At 70.5% G+C, this 18,644-nt stretch carries 16 protein-coding genes; 8 read left to right on the top strand and 8 right to left on the bottom strand.

Features of this window, described 5'->3' with window-relative positions:
* The first annotated feature begins 87 nt into the window (after positions 1-87).
* On the top strand, positions 88-447 hold the full coding sequence (locus FV234_RS06535) for a helix-turn-helix domain-containing protein (RefSeq protein WP_147828453.1): 360 nt from the start codon (positions 88-90) through the stop codon (positions 445-447).
* Positions 448-498: 51 nt separating this feature from the next.
* Here the strand turns inward: FV234_RS06535 and FV234_RS06530 are convergent, their stop codons facing one another.
* Positions 499-3,966 (bottom strand): DUF3971 domain-containing protein, encoded by a 3,468-nt coding sequence (locus tag FV234_RS06530; protein WP_147828452.1) that lies wholly within the window; start codon positions 3,964-3,966, stop codon positions 499-501.
* 170 nt (positions 3,967-4,136) lie between these two features.
* On the opposite strand from FV234_RS06530, the gene FV234_RS06525 reads away from it, so the two are divergent.
* Both FV234_RS06525 and FV234_RS06520 read left to right on the top strand, forming a co-directional pair.
* Entirely contained in the window at positions 4,137-4,604 is a 468-nt protein-coding gene (locus tag FV234_RS06525; RefSeq protein WP_147751821.1) for a peroxiredoxin, read from the top strand.
* A 109-nt stretch (positions 4,605-4,713) separates the two neighbouring features.
* A complete protein-coding gene (locus FV234_RS06520) occupies positions 4,714-5,850 on the top strand; it encodes a peptidoglycan DD-metalloendopeptidase family protein (RefSeq protein ID WP_147828451.1) in 1,137 nt (378 codons plus the stop codon).
* Positions 5,851-5,892: 42 nt separating this feature from the next.
* Here the strand turns inward: FV234_RS06520 and prfB are convergent.
* Positions 5,893-7,021 (bottom strand): peptide chain release factor 2 gene (gene prfB / locus FV234_RS06515; protein ID WP_147751823.1). Its coding sequence is split into 2 segments (ribosomal slippage): positions 5,893-6,951 and positions 6,953-7,021, totalling 1,128 coding nucleotides; the frame shifts between segments, so codons are not numbered across the junction.
* A gap of 184 nt (positions 7,022-7,205) precedes the next feature.
* Here prfB and FV234_RS06510 point away from each other — a divergent pair.
* Entirely contained in the window at positions 7,206-7,604 is a 399-nt protein-coding gene (locus FV234_RS06510) for a DUF3140 domain-containing protein (protein ID WP_147828450.1), read from the top strand.
* A 48-nt stretch (positions 7,605-7,652) separates the two neighbouring features.
* On the opposite strand, the gene FV234_RS06505 is transcribed toward FV234_RS06510, so the two are convergent.
* From FV234_RS06505 to FV234_RS06490, 4 genes are all read right to left on the bottom strand, one after another.
* Positions 7,653-8,000 carry a hypothetical protein gene (locus FV234_RS06505; RefSeq protein ID WP_147828449.1) on the bottom strand — a complete coding sequence of 116 codons (348 nt, stop codon included), beginning with the start codon at positions 7,998-8,000 and terminating at the stop codon, positions 7,653-7,655.
* Positions 8,001-8,130: 130 nt separating this feature from the next.
* On the bottom strand, positions 8,131-8,343 hold the full coding sequence (locus FV234_RS06500) for a hypothetical protein (protein WP_147751826.1): 213 nt from the start codon (positions 8,341-8,343) through the stop codon (positions 8,131-8,133).
* A gap of 153 nt (positions 8,344-8,496) precedes the next feature.
* Positions 8,497-9,714 carry an LL-diaminopimelate aminotransferase gene (locus FV234_RS06495; RefSeq protein ID WP_147828448.1) on the bottom strand — a complete coding sequence of 406 codons (1,218 nt, stop codon included), beginning with the start codon at positions 9,712-9,714 and terminating at the stop codon, positions 8,497-8,499.
* 111 nt (positions 9,715-9,825) lie between these two features.
* Positions 9,826-10,269 (bottom strand): hypothetical protein, encoded by a 444-nt coding sequence (locus FV234_RS06490; protein ID WP_238272160.1) that lies wholly within the window; start codon positions 10,267-10,269, stop codon positions 9,826-9,828.
* Positions 10,270-10,420: 151 nt separating this feature from the next.
* Between FV234_RS06490 and phaC the strand changes: the two genes are divergently transcribed.
* Positions 10,421-12,214 carry a class I poly(R)-hydroxyalkanoic acid synthase gene (gene phaC, locus FV234_RS06485; protein ID WP_147828447.1) on the top strand — a complete coding sequence of 598 codons (1,794 nt, stop codon included), beginning with the start codon at positions 10,421-10,423 and terminating at the stop codon, positions 12,212-12,214.
* 76 nt (positions 12,215-12,290) lie between these two features.
* Here phaC and FV234_RS06480 read toward each other — a convergent pair whose 3' ends face one another.
* Positions 12,291-13,613: an outer membrane protein transport protein gene (locus FV234_RS06480; RefSeq protein WP_147751829.1), complete on the bottom strand. Its 1,323-nt coding sequence runs from the start codon at positions 13,611-13,613 to the stop codon at positions 12,291-12,293.
* Between the two features lie 465 nt (positions 13,614-14,078).
* Here FV234_RS06480 and FV234_RS06475 point away from each other — a divergent pair, with 465 nt between their 5' ends.
* The 3 genes from FV234_RS06475 (at position 14,079) to bioB (ending at position 17,106) form a co-directional block, all read left to right on the top strand.
* Positions 14,079-14,963, top strand: coding sequence for a fumarylacetoacetate hydrolase family protein (locus FV234_RS06475; protein ID WP_147751830.1), 885 nt, complete (start codon positions 14,079-14,081; stop codon positions 14,961-14,963).
* Between the two features lie 104 nt (positions 14,964-15,067).
* The gene (locus tag FV234_RS06470; protein ID WP_147828446.1) at positions 15,068-16,066 is read left to right on the top strand and encodes a DUF808 domain-containing protein; all 999 of its coding nucleotides are present in this window, start codon (positions 15,068-15,070) and stop codon (positions 16,064-16,066) included.
* Positions 16,067-16,104: 38 nt separating this feature from the next.
* Positions 16,105-17,106 carry a biotin synthase BioB gene (gene bioB / locus FV234_RS06465; protein ID WP_147751832.1) on the top strand — a complete coding sequence of 334 codons (1,002 nt, stop codon included), beginning with the start codon at positions 16,105-16,107 and terminating at the stop codon, positions 17,104-17,106.
* Positions 17,107-17,109: 3 nt separating this feature from the next.
* Here the strand turns inward: bioB and FV234_RS06460 are convergent, their stop codons facing one another.
* Positions 17,110-18,552 (bottom strand): HAMP domain-containing sensor histidine kinase, encoded by a 1,443-nt coding sequence (locus FV234_RS06460; protein WP_147828477.1) that lies wholly within the window; start codon positions 18,550-18,552, stop codon positions 17,110-17,112.
* Positions 18,553-18,644 lie beyond the last annotated feature (92 nt).

Here is an 18,644-nt window from a genome sequence, read left to right as displayed (position 1 = left end):
GGTCGGCTCCAGGATGGCCGCCTTAGTCCCATAGTTCGGTAATTCAGAACTAACGGAGTTCGGTTCAAGCCCCCACATGCGGAAAAGATGAGATCTCTGTTCCACCCCGCGATCGAGGACGTCCGCCCGGACGCGATCCTCCACGCGCTGTCCGATCCGAACCGCGCGGCGATCTTCGCGCAGATCATGCGGGCGGGCTGCGTCGACGCCTGCTCGGCTTTGGCCACCCTCGGCGACCGGGTGATCCCGAAGTCGTCGCTCTCGACCCACTTCAAGGTGCTGCGCGAGGCCGGCCTGATCCGCAGCGCGCGGCATGGCGTCGAGATGCGGAACGAAGCCCGGTTCGCCGAGGTCGAGGCGCGCTTTCCGGGCCTCCTCGACGCGATCGTCAACGCCTACGCGTCGGATGCCGGCTGCGACGCGATGCGGGTGCCGGCCGCGGAGTAGTCCGCCCGGCCGATCGACCTACCGGCGATTTGCCGCGCGCGATCCGGCCCCTCAGCGGTCGCCGCCCTGCACCGCCGGGGGCACGCCGTCGGCGAAGTTCGAGCCGCCGCCCGCGCTGAACAGCTTTCGCAAGAAGCCCGGTGCCACGGCCGAGAGCGGGTTCACGCTCACGTCCGGCGCGTTGAGCTTGCCCGAGACCCGGAAGTTGACCGCGAACAGGCCCTCGTTGTGGCCACCGCCGAGCAATGGGCCGATCACCGGAACCTGCGAGACGATGTTGTTCAGGCCGTAGAGCGGCACGAAGGTGCCGTTGATGTCGGTGCGTTCGCGGGCGGTGTCGAGGAAGCCCGACAGGGTGAAGCCCATCGCTGCGTTCGAGATCGCCGCGTCGGAGAAGTCGACGCGCGAGCCGGTGCGGACGAAGTTCGCCCGCATCCGGTCGAAGGCCACCGCGCTGCCCTGCCCCGCCACCGTGCGCTTGCGCCCGCGGGCGTCCACGGTCTCCACCGTCTCCGGCCCCTGGGCCATGATGCTCGACAGGGCCGGCTCGTTGCGCAGGGAGAACTCGCGGATCTGCACGACGCCGGCCTGCGGGCCGTCGCTGAGCACGATGCCGAGGTTGAGCCGGCCGCCGTACATCCGCCGGTAGACATCGACGAAGCGCAGCGTCGCGCCGGCGTCGCCGGATTCGATCGCCAGCGTCGGCGCGCCGCGTTCGCCCTTGGTCACGCTGGCCACGAACGGGGCCGAGCGGAACTTGCCGCTCATCGCGGCCGAGCGTACGTCCTTGCCGCGCAGGGTCAGCCTGACGTTGGCGTTGGTCAGCGCCTCGTCGTTGAAGCCGGTGAGGATGCCGAGCTGGATCTCCGCCTCGATGTCCTTCGGGCTGGCGTCGCGCTGGCCCTTGCCCTCGGGCGCGGTCATCATCTTCAGGAACGGCCGCGCGTCGGCCACCGCGCCCTTCACCGCGACCCGGTAGCCGTTGCCGCTGCGCTCCAGCGAGACCCGCATGTCGTCGCCGGGCGAAAGCTTCAGGTTGGTCAGGTCCGCCCGCTCCAGGCCGCCCTCGCTGCCGAGCGAGGCGCTGCCGCGTGCCGAGGCCACGCCGGCATCGAGCACGATGTCGCGCAGGTCCATCCCTGGGCCGGTGTCGACGAGCGCGAAGGTCAGGCGCCCGGCCTTGCCCGCCGCCTTGGTCAGGCCCGGCACCAGCCCGTCGATGCCGGCGCGGGCGAGATCCGCCTCGACGCGGATTGGCGGCCTCGTCGCCCCGGCCTTGACCAGGGGGATCGTGGCCTTGACCGCGATCGGCCCGGAGAGTTGCGGCGCCGTCGGCAGGCCCTTGCGCGCCCGCAGGGCGTCGTCGGCGGTCAGGTTGACCAGCACCTCGCCGGCGCCGCCGGTTTTGGCCTGGTGCATGTCGATCGAGACCGGCGCCCCCGACAGCTTCGCGTCGCCCTTCAGGGTGAAGCCGCGCGGATCGTAGCTCACGGCGAAGCGGCCGGATTCGAGCTTGTCCTTGCCGACGACCTTGTCGACGGTCAGGTCGCTGAGCGTGCCGGTGACGGCGACCGGGAGGTCCGGCAGGTCGGGGATGTGCTTGAGGTCGAGCGGGAAGCCGATCCGCAGGTCGGCCTGGCCCTTCACCGTCGCCGGGTCGAGCTCGACGCCCGAGAGCGCCTTGAACATCTTGGTCTGGAGCAGGGCGGCCAGCGCGTCGGCGCCTCCCGACAGGCGCAGGCCGATGTCGGCCACGACCTTGTCGGGCGCGATCTCCGGGATGACGAAGGCGCCCTCGGAAATGTTCAGGGCGCGCCCGTCGGCCATGCGGATGTCGGCGGTGACGTTCCGGATCCGGGTGGTGCGCCCGGTGATCGTGCCGGCGACGGTGCCCCGGGTCAGCGGTGGCGCGTCGGCCGAGACCTCGAGCGTCGCGTCCGAGACGCGGAAGTCGATGTGCACCGCGTTGTCCGGCATCGGGTCGCCGCGCGTCGCCGCGGCGAGCTCGGCGCCCGACATGTCGACGGTGATGTCGACGGCGTCGATGCGGCCGGCGCGCAGCTCGTCGACGAGGTAGTTGCGCGCGCCCGGCGCGATGTTCTCCGGCCAGAGCCGGAGCGCCGTGCGGGCCTCGCTGTCGCTGGCGGTGACGTGGAGGGTGAGGCCGTCGTCGTCGGCGGTGGTGCCGAGCGTGCCGCTCATGTTGCCGTGGATGCCGGCGCCGGTCATGGCGAAGCTGTCGATGGCGATGCCGCCGGCCCGGCCGGTGAGATGCCCGTCCATCGCCGAGATCGTCACCGGCTTGTCCTTGGCCGCAGCGCCGCGCAGGGTCGCATTCCGGCTCGACAGGGTGGCGGTCCAGGCGAAGTCCTCGCCAGCCTTGGCCTCGGCCCAGGTGCCGGTGAGGTTCACGGCGTTGCCGGCGCCGAGGTAGTCGAGCCCGTCGAGCGTCATCACCCGGGCGGCCTCGTCCCAGCTGAAGGCGGCGTTCAGGCTCTCGATGGTGACCGGGTTGAAGTCCTTCTCCTCGACGAGGAAGGTCCCGTCGCTGGTGCGCAGCGTCGCCTTCATCGCCTCGATGCGGCCGCCGTCGAGGGCGATGTCGGCCCGGGCCGAGAGCTTCAGGTCGGTGGTGAACGGCAGCTTGGATTGGCCCGACAGCAGCAGCAGGTCGGTGGCCGGCAGGTCGTCGAGGGTGATGATTCCGGTGCGCCGGGTGCCGCCGGCCTCGCGCAGCGTGCCGCCGAAGCGCCATTGCCCGTGCGGTCCGTCGATGCGCAGCTCGAACAGCCGCGCGTCCTGCTTCGGGTCGCGGCCGAACAGGCCGTTGACGTGCTCGAATACCGCGCGCTCGCGGGCGTCGTCGTCGATCAGCGTCAGGCGGGCGTTGGTGATGCGCGCGCGATCGAGGGCGCCGACGACGCCGGCGGAATCGAGCACGACGCCGAAGATCGAGGCGGTGGCGGCCGAGAGCGGCGAGACCACGCCGCGGGCCGCGTCCACGCTCGGCGGCGTGTGCGGCGAGGCGTCGCCGGGATGGGACGGCTCGGAGGCCGCGAACGCGATCGAGCCGTCGCGGTGGACGAGCGCGGTCATCTGCACGTCGCGGAACTCGATCGAGCGCGGCGACGGCGAGAGCCTCAGCAGGCTCCAGGGGTCGATGCTGACGAGGGCGAGCGGCGCGCGCACGACCAGCGCCCCTTGCGGGTTGCGGATGTCGAGCCCGCTGACGCGCAACGCCAGCGCGTTCTCGGCATCGATCTCGAGGGTGCTGTCGCGCAGGTCGATGCGCCAGCCCGGCCCGATCCGGTCGGCCAGCGCAGCCGAGACCCGCGCCGACAGGCCGTCGATCTGCAGCGGTCCGTAGGCGAGGCGCATGACGCCCCCGCCGAGACCGAGGCCGAGCACGACGACCAGGGCGGCGGCCGTCCACAGGCAGCGCCGCGTCCAGCGACGAACCGCCTTGCGCGGGCGCCCTGCGCCGGGCGTATCCTCGAGCCGGGCCGCTTCCTCAGGCATGAAGACCTTGCATCGGCGCGTTCGCGGGGTCGGACCATGCGCTCATTCTAGGACGCGACCCTTAAGCGAAGCGTTTCCGAAAGGGGACCGGACGCTCGCGCCCGAAGTGCGGGCGTCGGGCTTGCCGGCTCCGCACCAAGCAACCATCAATCGGCCGAAAGGATGGCACGATGCCCCTCGCGCAAGGCGAGCACGCTCCCGACTTCACCCTTCCCGGCTCCGGCGGGAAGACGCTCGCGTTGGCCGAACAGGCCGGTCACAAGATCGTGCTCTACTTCTATCCGAAGGACGACACGAGCGGCTGCACCTTGGAAGCGCAAGCGTTCAACGCATCGCTGGCCGACTTCACCGCCGCCGACACGGTCGTGATCGGCGTCTCGCCCGACCCGGTGAAGAGCCACGACAAGTTCGCGGCCAAGTACGACCTCGCCTTCCCGCTCGTCTCCGACGAGAGCAAGGCGATGCTGGAGGCCTATGGCGTCTGGGTCGAGAAGAGCATGTACGGCCGCAAGTACATGGGCGTCGAGCGCACGACGATGCTGCTCGACCGCGAGGGCCGCATCGCGCGGATCTGGCCCAAGGTGAAGGTGCCGGGCCATGCCGCGGAGGTGCTGGAAGCCGCGCGCGCACTGAGCTGATCGCGCACCGCATCTCCGGGAGGCCGCATCTTGCGGAAGTCATGAGGGATTTTCCGGTTTCTTAACCCTGTCGGCGCTCGATGGCGGTCTTGGAACCCGGCCCGCCTCGATGAATCTCCGCGCCATCGTTCCTCCTCGCAGGAACCGGCTTCTCGCCGCCTCCCTCGTCGTCGCCACCCTCTGGGCCGCGGCGGCGAGCGGGCTGCTGTTGTTCCACGACGACCTGCTGGCCGGGTTCGTCGCCCGGCAGGGCGCGATGCAGGTGGCCTACGAGGCCCGCCTCGCCGCGCTCCAAGCCGAGCTCGACCGTGGCGGCTCGGCCCGCGCGGAGGCGCAAGACGCCGTCGCCGCGCGCCTCGACGAAGTCGCCGCGCGGCAGGCCGACCTGGAGCGCCGCCAGGCCGTGCTCACCGGTCTGGTGCGGACGACCGCGCCCGGCGCGATCGATCCGACGACGACCGGCGCCCTCCCCGGCCGAGCTCCCGCGCCCGAGCCAGACCTGGGATTGCGCGGGCTCGATACGGCCCGGCCGGAACGCCGCAGCGCGCGCGACGTGGACTTGCGCCTGGCGGCGCTTGCCGGGCGGCTCGACGGCCTCGCGGCGGCGCAGGTGATCGGGCTCGATCGGATCACCGAACGGGCGGCGGGCGAGCTCTGGCGCCTGCGCCGCGTCCTCGGGCGCACCGGGCTCGACCTGCAGCGTCCGTTGGAGTCCGGGCTCGGCGGACCGCTGGTTCCGATCGATCCGAGCCCCTTCGCCGCGGCCGTCGCGGTCACCGCCCGCACGCTCGGTGACGCGCAGGCCCTGCGGCGCCTCGCCGCCCGGTTGCCCCTCGACCGCCCGCTCCGTCGCGACCGCGGCCTCGCCAGCAGCTTCGGGCCGCGGCTCGACCCGTTTACCCGCGGCCTCGCGCTGCATACCGGCCTCGACCTCAAGGCCGAGCTGGGCGAGCCGGCCTTCGCAACCGCCCGAGGCCGCGTTGTCTCGGCGGAGCCGGCCGGCGGCTACGGCAACATGGTGGAGATCGATCACGGCCACGGCGTCGTCACGCGCTTCGCGCACCTAGCGCGCTTCGACGTGCGCCCCGGGCAATGGCTCCGCGCCGGCGACCTCGTCGGCCGCGTCGGCTCGACCGGCCGCTCCACCGGCGCGCACCTGCATTACGAGACGCGGATCGACGGCGAGCCGGTGGACCCGCAGGGGTTCCTGGAAGCGGGGCGGGAACTGGCGGAGGGCGAGCCGTAGTACGCCTCCTCCCCGGAGAGGAGGAGGGAAGGCGCCTACGCCTCAGTCGATGTCCTCGACCTTCTCGGTCGCGCCGTACAGCCGCTGCGCCAGCGAGGCTTCGATGAACGGGTCGATGTCGCCGTCGAGCACTTCGTCCGGGTCGGTCGACTGCGTGCCGGTGCGCAGGTCCTTCACGAGCTGGTAGGGCTGCAGCACGTAGGAGCGGATCTGGTGGCCCCAGCCGATGTCGGTCTTGGAGGCGGCCTCGGCGTTGGCCTTCTCCTCGCGCTTCTTCAGCTCGGCCTCGTACATGCGGGCGCGCAGCATGTTCCAGGCGGTGGCCCGGTTCTTGTGCTGCGACCGCTCCTGCTGGCACGCCACCACGATCCCGGTCGGGTTGTGGGTGATGCGCACCGCCGAATCGGTGGTGTTGACGTGCTGGCCGCCCGCGCCCGAAGAACGGTAGGTGTCGATCCGGCAGTCGGATTCCTTGATCTCGATCTCGATCCGGTCGTCGATGACCGGATAGACCCAGACCGAGGCGAAGCTGGTGTGCCGCCGCGCGCTCGAATCGTAGGGCGAGATCCGGACCAGGCGATGCACGCCGGATTCGGTCTTGAGCCAGCCGTAGGCGTTGTGGCCCTTGATCAGGAGCGTGGCACCCTTGATCCCGGCCTCTTCGCCGTCCGACCACTCGACGATGTCGACCTTGTACTTCCTGCGCTCGGCCCAGCGGCCGTACATGCGCTGGAGCATGTTGGCCCAGTCCTGGCTCTCGGTGCCGCCGGCGCCGGCATGGACCTCGAGATAGGTGTCGAAGCCGTCGGCCTCGCCGGACAGCAGCGTCTCGACCTGCCGGCCGGCCGCCTGCTTCTCGACGCCGAGGATCGTGGCCTCGCCCTCGCGGATGGAGGCGTCGTCGCCCTCGGCTTCGCCGAGCTCGATCAGCATCGCCCCGTCGTCGAGGTCCTGCTCGAGCTTGCGGATCGCGGCCACGGCTTCGTCGAGCTGCTGGCGCTCGCGCATCACCTTCTGGGCGGCGTCGGCGTCGTTCCACAGCTCCGGGTTCTCGGAGGCTGCGTTCAGCTCCGCGAGGCGTTTATCGACGGTATCCCAGTCAAAGATGCCTCCTCAGCAGTCCGATCGACTGCTTGGCGGCATCCGAGGCTTGCTCGATCTCGGCGCGCATTTCGAGGGTGTGTCGCTTGTGTTGTGGGCTCTGAAGGGGTCGTGTCGGGTGATACCGGGGCAGGCCGGCCCTGTAAACGGCCTCTCGCCCCGCCTTGCGACGCCCGGGCGCGCCGGAGGGCGTGAAACCGCGGGCGGCTCGCGCGTTGGTCGGGGATTTTCCAGCCCGACCGGAGCGCCGAACGATGACGAAGGCCCAAGATCACGCGAAGAAGGATGACACCAAGCACGACACGAAGAAGGACGAGGCGAAGCACGACCACGAGCAGACGGGGAAGGATTTCGACGCGGCGGTGAACATGACGCCTGCCGCCCTGAGGAAGCACCTCGACTCCGAGGCGAGCCAATCGGTCGGGCAGAAGGACGGAGGCGGCGAGGCGACCGGGCACAAGGAGGGCCGCCGCATCCTCGAGATCAAGGCCAAGAAGAAGGCCGAGCTCACCGACGACGACTACGCCCACATGCAGAAGGTCGTGGGCTACGTCCGACGCCACCTCGCGCAAGGGGGCAAGTCGCGCAACGATCCCGAATCCGCCTGGTCGCTGTCGCTGATGAACTGGGGCCACGACCCGTCGAAGGACTGATCCGGCCCTGCGGCGCGCAAGCGATCGACGCGCCGCCGGCGCCCGCCGTCAGTGTCCGCCGTAGCCCGGGATCCAGGCCGGCGCCAGGACGTAGCGGCGCTTGGCGCGGGAGTCGGCGCGGCCCTCCATCAGGCCGCTGTCGTAGTAGTTGAAGCCGGTGATGCCGAAGCCGCCGCCGTTCATCACCTGCGGCACGGCGATCGCCGGGACCGCGAGGTCCGGGCGCTGGGGCGGGACGATCGGACGGTTGGCCACGTCGACCTGCAACACCGTCGGGCCGTCCGGCCCCTGGAACACGTAGGCCCCGGACTGGGCCTGCGCGGCGCCTGTGCCGACGATCGCGAAGAGACTGGTGACGAGGCCGGCAGCGAGGCCGTGTCGAAGGAAGGGGTTCATTCGCGTACTCCGTCGCTGGGGGCCGGCTTCAATCGTCGGGGCACCATGCCCGATGCGGACCGACATGTCCGTCGGCGCGACGCGTGGGCCGCGCCTTCGTCCCGGGAAATCCGGCCGGGACCGTCGCCGGTCAGCCCTTCGAGCGCAGCACGACCACGGGTTGCCGAGCGATCGGCTTGCAGGTGGTCTCGAAGGCGTTGAGCACCAGCGGGCGCGAGTCGCAGGCGAAGGCCGCGTCGGGCCCGGGCGCCGGGATCGGATCGCGGGCGACGATCGGGTTCGGCGCGCAGGCCGAGGCGGCTGCCGCCAGCAGTAGGGCGGCGGGCAGGGACAGGCGACGCATGCGGGCCTCGGTGACGCGGGAACGGATCATTGCCGGAGACCCTGCGCACCCGGGCTGCGGCTGACAACCGTCTCGGGCCCGCGCGCCGTGCTTTGGCCGGGCGTGTCGCCCCGCCGCAACAACCGCCCTCGGGCGAACGGACGCTTCGGGCGATCAGGCGCTCTTGGCCAGGGGCACGACGTTGTGTAGCGTCTTGTCCGCGGTCTCGAGGAAGCGGCGGACGTTGCGCGCGGCCTGCCGGATGCGCTGCTCGTTCTCGACCAGCGCGATGCGGACGTAGTCGTCGCCGAACTCGCCGAAGCCGATGCCCGGCGCCACCGCCACGTCGGACTTCTCCAGCAGCAGCTTCGAGAACTCCAGGCTGCCCATCTCCTTGAACTTCTCCGGGATCGGCACCCAGGCGAACATCGAGGCGGCGGGCGCCGGGATCTTCCAGCCGGCCTTGCCGAAGGACTCGACCAGCGCGTCGCGGCGCTTCCTGTAGATCGCCCGCATCTCGTGGATGCAGTCGTCCGGGCCGTTGAGGGCGGCGGTGGCGGCCACCTGGATCGGCGTGAAGGCGCCGTAGTCGAGGTAGGACTTCACGCGGCTGAGCGCCGCCAGCAGGCGCTCGTTGCCGACCGCGAAGCCCATGCGCCAGCCGGCCATGGAATAGGTCTTGGACAGGGAGGTGAACTCCACCGTCACGTCGATCGCGCCCGGCACCTGCAGCACCGAGGGCGGCGGCTCGCCGTCGAAGTAGACCTCGGCGTAGGCGAGGTCCGACAGCAGGATGATCTCGTGGCGCTTCGCGAAGGCGACGAGGTCGCGGTAGAAATCCAGCGTCGCGACGTAGGCCGTGGGGTTCGACGGATAGCAGACCACCAGCGCCACGGGCTTCGGGATCGAGTGCGCCATGGCGCGCTCCAGGGCCGGGAAGAACGCGGGCGTCGGCTCGGCCGGGACGGAGCGGATCACGCCGCCCGCCATCAGGAAGCCGAAGGCGTGGATCGGGTAGCTCGGGTTGGGCACCAGCACCACGTCGCCGGGCGCGGTGATCGCCTGCGCCATGTTGGCGAAGCCCTCCTTCGAGCCCAGCGTCGCGACGACCTGGGTGTCCGGGTTCAGGCTCACGCCGAAGCGGCGCTGGTAGTAGCCGGCCTGGGCGCGGCGGAGGCCCGCGATGCCCTTCGAGGCCGAGTACCGGTCCGTGCGCGGACGCCCGGCCGTCTCGCACAGCTTGGCGATGACGTGCTTGGGGGCGTCGAGGTCGGGGTTGCCCATCCCGAGGTCGATGATGTCGGCGCCGTTGGCGCGGGCGGCGGCCTTGATCCGATTGACCTGCTCGAACACGTAAGGCGGCAGGCGCTTGATGCGGTGAAAATCGGTCATGGCCATCTGTCCATCGGCGCGGATCCCGCGGGGCGGCACGGGCGGCCCCGACGGGTGGCGGTCGGCCTCTCTACCATCGAAGCGGGCCGCCGCCGACCCCGAATCGCTGACTTATTGTGCCGGCTGCGCCGGCGCGCTCGCGGGCTTCGTCGCCTTGCCGGCGCTCTCGGCCGCCCGGCCCTTCGATTCGTTGCGGCCGCGGGCGCCCTCGAGCTCGGCCTCCAGCGCCTTCTGGCTCTCGGCCGACTTCGCCCGCACGGGACGGACCGGGGCCGACACGCCCACCGGCATGAATTCGGGGTCTGCCTTCGAGCGCGAGTTCGCGACGAAGTCCGGTGCCGCGACCGGCTTCGGGCCGTAGCCGGCCTCGACCGCGAGCGTCTTGATCGGCGAGAGATCGGAGGAGCAGGCGCCGGTCGCCGCCGCAGCACACAGCGCGAGCGCGCCGAGCAGCCGGCGGACTGCACCAGCGCGCCCCGCAGAGCCGGCCGGATGCGACGGCCTGCCCGGGGACGTCGTAACCGGGTTCGGAACCTTGTCGGACGTTGAGTTCATACCGCAGATATATCGCCGTTCGCGCCTGCCGCGCTGGGCAAATCAGGGGTTGGCGCGTTAATTTGTCGGAAACGAGGCTCGAACCGCCCCAGGGCGGGCGCTCGGGTCCGCCGCGCCGACGGCGCGGAGGGAAGCTGGGAGTGGATCACGCGTGACGACGCAGCCGACGACGCCCGCGATGCCCGATTTCGAGGCCCTGTCGCGCAACGCGGGCCAGTTCATGGAGGAGCTCGGCCGCGCCGCCGCGCGCTACGTCGCCCCCGAGGACGGGTTGCCGGTCCAGCCCAAGCCGCCCCAGGAAGCCAGCGACCTCGTGCGGACGCTGGGCACCGTCGCCGAGACCTGGCTCTCCGACCCGAAGCGGACGCTGGAGGCGCAGACCAAGCTCAGCGAGGCCTTCGTCGCCCTGTGGGGCTCGACTTGGTTCCGACTCCAGGGCCGCGAGGCGCCGCCGGTGGCGCAGCCCGAGCCGAAGGATGCACGGTTCTCGGACGCGGAATGGTCGTCGAACCCGTATTTCGACTTCATCAAGCAGGGCTACCTGATCACCACGCGCTGGGCCGAGGGCCTGGTGAACGAGGCCGAGGGCATCGACGACCACACCCGGCACAAGGCGCAGTTCTACCTGCGCCAGCTCGCCGGCGCGCTCTCGCCCTCGAACTTCGTGATGACCAATCCGGAGCTGATCCGGCACACTCTGCAGGAGAACGGCGCCAACTTGGTGCGCGGCATGAAGATGCTGCAGGAGGACATCCAGGCCGGGTCGGGCGAGTTACGGGTTCGCCAGACCGACCGCGACGCCTTCAAGTTCGGCGTCGACGTGGCGGTGACGCCGGGCGAGGTGGTGTTCCGCAACGACCTGATGGAGCTGATCCAGTACGCGCCGCGCACGGAGACGGTGCTGAAGCGCCCGTTCCTGATCGTGCCGCCGTGGATCAACAAGTTCTACATCCTCGACCTCAACCCGGCCAAAAGCCTGATCGGCTGGATGGTCGACCAGGGGCTGACCGTCTTCGTGATCTCCTGGGTGAACCCGGACGAGCGTCACCGCGACAAGGACTTCGAGTCATACATGCGCGAGGGCATCGAGGCGGCGATCGACGCGATCGGCGTTTCCACCGGCGAGACCGAGGTGGCGGCGGCCGGCTACTGCGTCGGCGGCACCCTGCTCGCGGTGACGCTCGCCATGCAGGCGGCCACCGGCAACACGCGGATCAAGAGCGCCACCTTCCTCACGACGCAGGTCGACTTCACCCATGCCGGCGACCTGAAGGTCTTCGCCGACGAGGACCAGATCCGGCAGATCGAGACACAGATGGCCGAGCGCGGCTACCTCGACGGCGCCAAGATGGCCAACGCCTTCAACATGCTGCGCCCGAACGACCTGATCTGGTCCTACGTCGTCAACAACTACGTGAAGGGCAAGGCGCCGAGCGCCTTCGACCTGCTGTACTGGAACGCCGACGCCACCCGGATGCCGGCGGCGAACCACGCCTTCTACCTGCGCAACTGCTACCTCGAAAACAACCTCGCGCAGGGGAAGATGGTGCTAGGCAATATCCGCCTCGACCTGAAGAAGGTCACGGTGCCGGTGTTCAACCTCGCCACCCGCGAGGACCACATCGCGCCGGCGATCTCGGTGTTCGAGGGCTCGTCGAAGTTCGGCGGCCCGGTCGACTACGTGCTGGCCGGTTCCGGCCACATCGCCGGCGTGGTCAACCCGCCAGCCAAGCTGAAATACGGCTACTGGACCGGCGGCAAGGCGGAAGGGCGCCTGGAGGACTGGATCTCCGCGGCCACCGAGACCAAGGGCTCGTGGTGGCCGTACTGGTTCCAGTGGCTGGAGGCCCAGGCCCCCGAGCGGGTGCCCGCGCGCAAGCCGGGCGGCGACGCCCTGCCCTCGCTGGCGCCGGCGCCCGGCACCTACGTGCGCATGAAAGCCTGACGACGGCCTAATCGCCGCCTTGGCCGGTTCCTGCGTAGGTCCGGGACGGCTCCGCCCCGGACCGGTCGTTCGGGCCTCAGTACTTGCGGACGAGCGGGACGGGCGCGGGGGCCGCCGGGGCGTCGAAGGTGTAGCGGAAGCCCACTGAGACGATGTCCGCGCTGCCGTCTACGAGACCGGCGAAGACGATGTTGCCGGTGTTGTAGTCGCGGCCCGGTCCGGCGAGGATTCGGCTGCGCTCCACGAACAGGTGCGAGTAGGCCAGCGTCAGCAGGAGCTTGTCGCTCCAGCGGTAGCTGCCGCCGACGGCGAGGTTGACGCGGTCCCCGTCGGGCAGCCGCACCGAACGGTTCGAGAAGTCGATCGGCGACTGCTCGTAGGACACACCCGCGCGCACGGTCAGGGCCGGCGACCAGTCGTATTCGCCGCCGATCGAATAGGTGTAGCCGTCCTTGTAGTTGAGCGGCAGGAAGCTGACCGGCACGTTGCGGGCCTCGGACACGATGCCGACGGTGCCGAGCCTCGACCAGTTGTCCCACTCGAAGCCGAGGTTCATCCGGAAGTTCGGAGCCAGCGACTGCGTCAGGCCGACGCTGAGTTTTTCGGGGGTGTTGAGGTTCGAGCGGACCTGGCCGGCGAGCGGCGCCAGCGCCACCAGCGGCACGCCGATGGACCCTTCGATGTCGTGATGCACCGAGGAGCGATAGCCCACGCCGATGGCGGTGCCGGCCCAGGGCGTCACCAGCACGCCGGCGGTGAAGCCCACGCCCCAGGAATCGCCCTTGAGGAAGCTGCTCGGATACGCCGTCGGGGACAGGCCCGGGATCGGCAGCGCCTGCCGCAGGGTCAGGCGGAAATACTCGATGTTCGGGCCGGCGGCGACCGACAGCCAATCGTTGACCTTGAAGCCGACGACCGGGTTGAAGGCGAGCGAGAAGATCCGGTTGGAGCGGCCGTAGACCTCGCCGGCCCAGGTCTGCTGCGGCTTCGTCACGAGGCCGAACGGCGCGCCGGTCTGGATGCCGATCCAGAGGCGGTCGTTGAGCTGGTAGGCGGTGGCGCTCGAGGGCAGCACGGCGCCCTGCCCGATCTCGCCCGATCCGCCGAGGCCGATGAAGCCCGGATTGGTCGGGGTCGTCGGCGTAATCTTGCCGGACAGGCCGACATACGTGAGGTTCTGCTCGGTGACCCAGCCGGGACGCATCGTCACCACGGCGGGGTTCCAGAACATCGAGGACACGCCGCCGCCGCCGGAGGCCGCGCCGGCATCGGCCATGCCGACCGCGATGGCGCTCTGCTCGCGCAATCCGAAGGCGCCGGCCTGGGCGCCCGCCGTGCCGATCATCAACGCGGCCGCCGAAACGCCGGCCGTCGCGAATGCGCGCAATGTCTTTGCCATGGTCGTCTCCCCATACGATCCGGCGGTGCACTCGTTCGGTGCCGCCCATTCGGGCCGTCGCCTCGGTTAAATCTGTGCCAATATTCGGCAGGAGACACAACGCCCGACGGTCGCTAAATTTTATCAGTATAAATTGATAGAAATACTAGTTTCAATATTTTTAGATTTGTAGATCGGTTGAAACGAAGGTTTCCACCAATCTTCGTTCATATGTAAACGATCTGCGGTAGCGTACAGGACTATTTACCCTTTGCGCCGCCGGGCGTCTTTGGGCGATCCATGTGCGCTTTCTGCCACATGCCGGCACCTGCTTCCGGTGCACCCTTTGTCCCGGATGGCTCCCGCCGGATATTCCAGGGCGCCATCGCCGACGACGGGGGCGCCGGCCTCGTCACGCTTGACCCGGCTGCCCCGACACCCACCTTCCTGCGCACGAGGTTGCGGAACGCTGGGAGTGGACGGACGATGAAACTGGTTCGGCACGGTGCGACCGGCGACGAGAAGCCGGGTCTGATCGACGGCGGCGGCGGACTGCGCGACCTGTCCGGCGTCCTGCGCGACATCGCCGGGCCGGGCCTCTCGCCCGAATCCCTCGACCGGCTCCGCCTGATCGACCCTGAGACGCTGCCCCTGCTGCCGGAATCCACCCGGCTCGGCCCCTGCGTCGGCGGCACCCGCAACTTCGTGGCGATCGGCCTCAACTTCGCCGACCACGCCGCCGAGACCGGCTCGCCGATCCCGTCCGAGCCGATCGTGTTCAACAAGGCGCCGTCCTGCATCGTCGGCGCCAGCGACACGGTGATCATCCCCAAGGGCTCGGCCAAGACCGATTGGGAGGTCGAGCTCGCCGTCGTGATCGGCTCCCGCGCCTCCTACGTCCACGCCAACGAGGCGCTGAACTACGTGGCCGGCGTCTGCATCTGCAACGACGTCTCCGAACGCGAATGGCAGATGGAGCGCGGCCCGACCTGGACGAAGGGCAAGGGCTGCCCGACCTTCGGGCCGCTCGGGCCGTGGCTGGTGACGCTCGACGAGGTGCCCGACCTCGGCAATCTCGCGATGAGCCTCGACGTGAGCGGGCAGCGCATGCAGACCGGCTCCACCGCGACGATGATCTTCGATGTGCCGCAGCTCGTCGCCTACGTCTCGCACTTCATGATGCTGGAGCCCGGCGACGTGATCACGACCGGCACCCCGCCGGGCGTCGGACTCGGCATGAAGCCGCCGCGCTACCTCAAGGCCGGGGACGAGATGGTGGTGCGCATCGATCGCCTCGGCGAGCAGCGCCAGCCGGTGATCGCCTTCGACGACTGGACCGCGAAGGTCTCGGCCGGCGAGCCGACGAACTGACGCTCTTCTCTTCCGGTGCTGACGCCGCGGTCGGTGACGATCCGCTATCGACTTCGTGAACGTCCTCTGCACAGAAGGCTCGACCTTTCGGAGGACGCCTTCACGTGAGCATCGGTCTGATCGCCCTCCTCGACGACGTCGCCGGGATCGCCAAGGTGGCCGCGGCCTCCCTCGACGACGTCGCCGGCCAGGCGGCCAAGGCCGGGGTGAAGGCCGCCGGCGTGGTGATCGACGACGCGGCGGTGACGCCGCGCTACGTCGTCGGCTTCGCCGCCGAGCGCGAGTTGCCGATCGTCGCCAAGATCGCGGTCGGCTCGCTGCGCAACAAGCTGCTGTTCCTGACGCCGGCCGCCCTGGCGCTCGGCGCCTTCGCGCCCTGGGCGATCACCCCGCTGCTCATGCTCGGCGGCGCCTACCTCTGCTACGAGGGGACCGAGAAGGTCTACGAGGCGCTGGTCCCCCATGCCGGCCACGCGCACGACGCCCAGCCCGACGCCGGCGGCGACGGCCGGGCGATGGAGGACCGCAAGGTCTCGAGCGCGATCAAGACCGACTTCATCCTGTCGGCCGAGATCATGGCGATCACGCTGGCCGCGCTCCCCGAGGGCGGCGTCGTCACCAAGGCTGCCGTGCTGGCGCTGGTGGCCGTCGGCATCACCGCCTTCGTCTACGGCGCGGTGGCGCTGATCGTGAAGGCGGACGACGCCGGCATGGCGATGGCCGCGAGCACGTCGAGATCCGCGTTCGGAAGTTTCGTCCGCGCCCTCGGGCGGGGCATCGTCAAGGGAATGCCGCCCTTCCTCGCGCTGCTGGCGATCGTCGGCACCGCGGCGATGATCTGGGTCGGCGGCGGCATCCTGGTCCACGGGCTCGAGACCTACGGCCTGCCGCAGGTCGCCCACGCCCTGCACGCGGCCTCCAGCGCCGTCGCCAGCGCGCTGCCGCCCGCCCTGTCGGGCTTCGTCGAATGGCTCGTCACGGCCGCCGGCTCCGGCGTCGTCGGCCTCGTCGTCGGCAGCCTGCTCATTCCGCTGACGAGTTTCGTGATCGCGCCGGCCTGGCACGGCCTGTCGCGCCTGCGTGGGGCTTCCGCCCGAGCCTGACGGCTTGATTTTCGTCCGCGGATTCGCCTCATGGGCGCATGATGCTGACGACCTCCGCCCCCGCCGCCCCTGCCATCCGCCACGATTGGACGGTCGAGGAGATCCGCGCGATCCACGACCTGCCGCTGCTCGACCTCGTGTTCCGGGCGGCTTCCGTGCATCGCGCCCACAATGATCCGGCCGACATCCAGCGGGCCTCGCTCCTCTCGATCAAGACCGGGGGCTGCCCGGAGGATTGCGCCTACTGCCCGCAATCGGCCCACCACAAGGGCACCGGCATGGCCAAGGAGCGCCTGATGCCGGTGGACGCGGTGCTGCGCGAGGCCGCCGAGGCGAAGGCCGCCGGTGCGCACCGGTTCTGCATGGGCGCGGCGTGGCGCCAGCCGAAGGACGGGCCGGAATTCGACGCGGTGCTCGCTATGGTCCGCGGCGTGCGGGGCATGGGCATGGAGGCCTGCGTGACCCTGGGCATGCTGACGCCGTCGCAGGCCGGGCGCCTCGCCGAGGCGGGGCTCACCTCCTACAACCACAACCTCGACACCGGCCCGGACTTCTACGAGGACATCATCTCGACCCGGACCTACGCCGACCGCCTCCAGACCTTGGAGAACGTCCGCGAGGCCGGCATCGGCCTGTGCTGCGGCGGCATCGTCGGGATGGGCGAGGGCGTGACCGACCGGGCCGCGATGCTTCAGGTGCTGGCCAACCACGCGCCGCATCCCGAGAGCGTGCCGATCAACGCGCTGGTCGCCGTCGAGGGGACGCCGCTGGAGGACCGCCCGCCGGTCGACCCGCTCGACCTCGTGCGCATGTGCGCGACGGCGCGGATCGTGATGCCGAAGGCGCGGGTCCGCCTCAGCGCCGGCCGCAAGGGGCTGACCCGCGAGGCGCAGATCCTGTGCTTCCTCGCCGGCGCCAACTCGATCTTCTACGGCGAGCGCCTGCTGACCACCGCCAACAACGAGACCGATTCCGACGCCGCGCTCCTGCGCGACATCGGCATCACGGTCGCCGCGCCGATGATGGAAGCCGCCGAGTAGGGCTTAGGCCGCGGCGGCGTCGGGCAGGACGATCCGGAACCGGGTGCCTTCCGTTCCGGGATCGAGCGACAGCGTCCCGCCGTTCAGGCGCACCAGCTCGGAGGCGATGGCGAGGCCGAGCCCGGTCCCGCCCGAGCGCATCGAGCCCTGGAACGCCTCGAACAGGTGCTCCTTGGCCCGCGCCGGCAGGCCCGGCCCGTTGTCGCTCACCAGGATCGTCACCGCGTCCGCGCTTTCGCGTCCGGCCGCGATGCGCACCTCGGGCGCGGCCATGTCGGCCTCTGTGAAGTCGTGGGCCTGGACGGCGTTGCGCACCAGGTTTCCCACCGCCCGCGCGATCTGCTCCGAATCGGCGAACACGGTCAGATCGGGGGCGACCTCGGTGACGACCCGCACCCGGCCGTGGGCGGAGAGCGCCGCAAGGTCGGCGAGTTCGGCCATCACCGGAGCCAGCGCGAATTCGCGGCTCCGCGGCGTGCGCTCGGCGGCCCGCCCGTAGGCGAGCGTCGCCTCGCAGAAGCGGATCGCCCGGCCCAGGGTCGCCACGAGGCGCGGCGCGACCCGCTGCACCGTCGGGTCGGAGATGTCCTCCAGGCGGTCGCCGAGGAGCTGCGCCCCGGTGAGCAGGTTGCGCAGCTCGTGGTTGATCTTGGCGACCGAGAGCCCGAGCTCGGCGAGCCGCCGCTTCTGGCGGAGCTGGTCGGCCAGCGTCCGCTGCATCCGCGCCAGCGCGGTTTCGGCGAGCCCGATCTCGTCGCTGCGGCTCGTGGGCGCGATGACCCGGTCGGCGCCCTCCGGGTCGTCGGCGAAGGCGGTGATGTTGCGCGCCAGCCGCCGCACCGGCCGCACGATCAGGGTCTGCAGCACGAAGAAGACGAGGCCGGCGGCCGCCGTCGCGATGATGAGCGAGGACACCGCCAGCCGGATCGCGAAGTCGACCACCGCCTGCTTCAGCGGCGCGTCGTCGAGGAGGATCTCCACGAGGTCGAAGCCCTCCCAGCCTTGGCCGACGACGCGGATCGGGTCGTCGACCGGTTCGGTGAGCGTCCGCCAGGCGCCGCGGATGGCGCACAGGATCGTCTGCTTGCGCAGGTCGACCGTGTCCGAGACCCGCTCCGGCACCGGGTCGATCGACAGGAGCTGGCGGGTGTCGCCGTCGCGGACCGCGATCGCGCGGGCGCCGACGCCAGCGAGCAGGCGCCGGGCGAGTTCGTCGGGCACCGGGTGCCCCTCGCTGGCGTCGAGGACGAGGGCGGCGACCTGCGCCGCGCTGATCCGGTCGGACAGCCAGGACAGGCGGTAGTTCGCCACCGCCGGCACGAAGATCAGGACCTCGATCGTGGCGACGAAGGCGACGGTGACGAGGAAGAGCCGGCCGGACAGGCCGAGGTGCCGGAGCCAGCGCGCCGATCGCGGCCGTGCCGCTGTTGGCGCCGCGGGCTCGATCGCCGGCGACTCGGTCGGTTGCGTGTCAGAGCGTGCGACCACTGCTGTCCCGGCCCCGGAAAGCGCGGCGACCCCGTGCCCCTTCGCGAACG

The organism is Methylobacterium sp. WL8, from assembly GCF_008040045.1.
Lineage (GTDB): Bacteria > Pseudomonadota > Alphaproteobacteria > Rhizobiales > Beijerinckiaceae > Methylobacterium > Methylobacterium cerastii.
This window is presented reverse-complemented; position numbering and strand designations above follow the sequence as displayed.

Excerpts from the sequence above, each read along its gene's own strand:
- FV234_RS06535 (WP_147828453.1), top strand. The coding sequence starts at position 88 with ATGAGATCTCTGTTCCACCCCGCGATCGAGGACGTCCGCCCGGACGCG.
- FV234_RS06530 (WP_147828452.1), bottom strand. The coding sequence starts at position 3,966 with ATGCCTGAGGAAGCGGCCCGGCTCGAGGATACGCCCGGCGCAGGGCGC.
- FV234_RS06525 (WP_147751821.1), top strand. The coding sequence starts at position 4,137 with ATGCCCCTCGCGCAAGGCGAGCACGCTCCCGACTTCACCCTTCCCGGC.
- FV234_RS06520 (WP_147828451.1), top strand. The coding sequence starts at position 4,714 with ATGAATCTCCGCGCCATCGTTCCTCCTCGCAGGAACCGGCTTCTCGCC.
- FV234_RS06510 (WP_147828450.1), top strand. The coding sequence starts at position 7,206 with ATGACGAAGGCCCAAGATCACGCGAAGAAGGATGACACCAAGCACGAC.
- FV234_RS06505 (WP_147828449.1), bottom strand. The coding sequence starts at position 8,000 with ATGAACCCCTTCCTTCGACACGGCCTCGCTGCCGGCCTCGTCACCAGT.
- FV234_RS06500 (WP_147751826.1), bottom strand. The coding sequence starts at position 8,343 with ATGCGTCGCCTGTCCCTGCCCGCCGCCCTACTGCTGGCGGCAGCCGCC.
- FV234_RS06495 (WP_147828448.1), bottom strand. The coding sequence starts at position 9,714 with ATGACCGATTTTCACCGCATCAAGCGCCTGCCGCCTTACGTGTTCGAG.
- FV234_RS06490 (WP_238272160.1), bottom strand. The coding sequence starts at position 10,269 with ATGAACTCAACGTCCGACAAGGTTCCGAACCCGGTTACGACGTCCCCG.
- FV234_RS06480 (WP_147751829.1), bottom strand. The coding sequence starts at position 13,613 with ATGGCAAAGACATTGCGCGCATTCGCGACGGCCGGCGTTTCGGCGGCC.
- FV234_RS06475 (WP_147751830.1), top strand. The coding sequence starts at position 14,079 with ATGAAACTGGTTCGGCACGGTGCGACCGGCGACGAGAAGCCGGGTCTG.
- bioB (WP_147751832.1), top strand. The coding sequence starts at position 16,105 with ATGATGCTGACGACCTCCGCCCCCGCCGCCCCTGCCATCCGCCACGAT.